General features: G+C 60.4%; 1 protein-coding gene. It reads right to left on the bottom strand.

From position 1 onward, the window contains the following. On the bottom strand, positions 1-327 hold a 327-nt coding region (locus PUR61_RS45305; RefSeq protein ID WP_329878741.1), incomplete at its 3' end, for a hypothetical protein. Positions 328-389 lie beyond the last annotated feature (62 nt).

Genomic DNA, 389 nt, shown 5'->3' with positions numbered 1-389 from the left:
GTTGGTTTGTTTTGGTTTTTTCCTGTTTGTTTCTTGGTTGGTGGGGGTGTTTTGGTGGTTTTTTTTTTTTTTTTTTTTTTCAGCCGGCTGGGTGGGGGGGGGGGTGTGGGGGGGGGTTTTTTTTTTTTTTGTGTTTTTGTGGGTTTTTGTTTTTTTTGGTTTTGTTTTTGGGGGGGGGGGGGGGGGGTGGGGGGTGGGGGGGGCGGGGGCGGCTTGGTGGCGGGGGGGGGCCTGGGGGGGCGGCGGGGGGGGGGGGGGGGCCCCCCCGCCCCCCACCCACACACACACCCCAAAAACAAAAACAAAAACCACACCCACCCACAACACCCAAAACCCACACCCCCCACCAAACACCACCACACACACCCACCCCCCCCCCCCCCCCCCCC

It is taken from the genome of Streptomyces sp. BE20 (assembly GCF_036322525.1).
In the GTDB taxonomy this organism is placed as follows: domain Bacteria; phylum Actinomycetota; class Actinomycetes; order Streptomycetales; family Streptomycetaceae; genus Kitasatospora.
The sequence above is the reverse complement of the archived record's forward strand: the minus strand, read 5'-3'. Positions and strand labels throughout refer to the sequence as shown.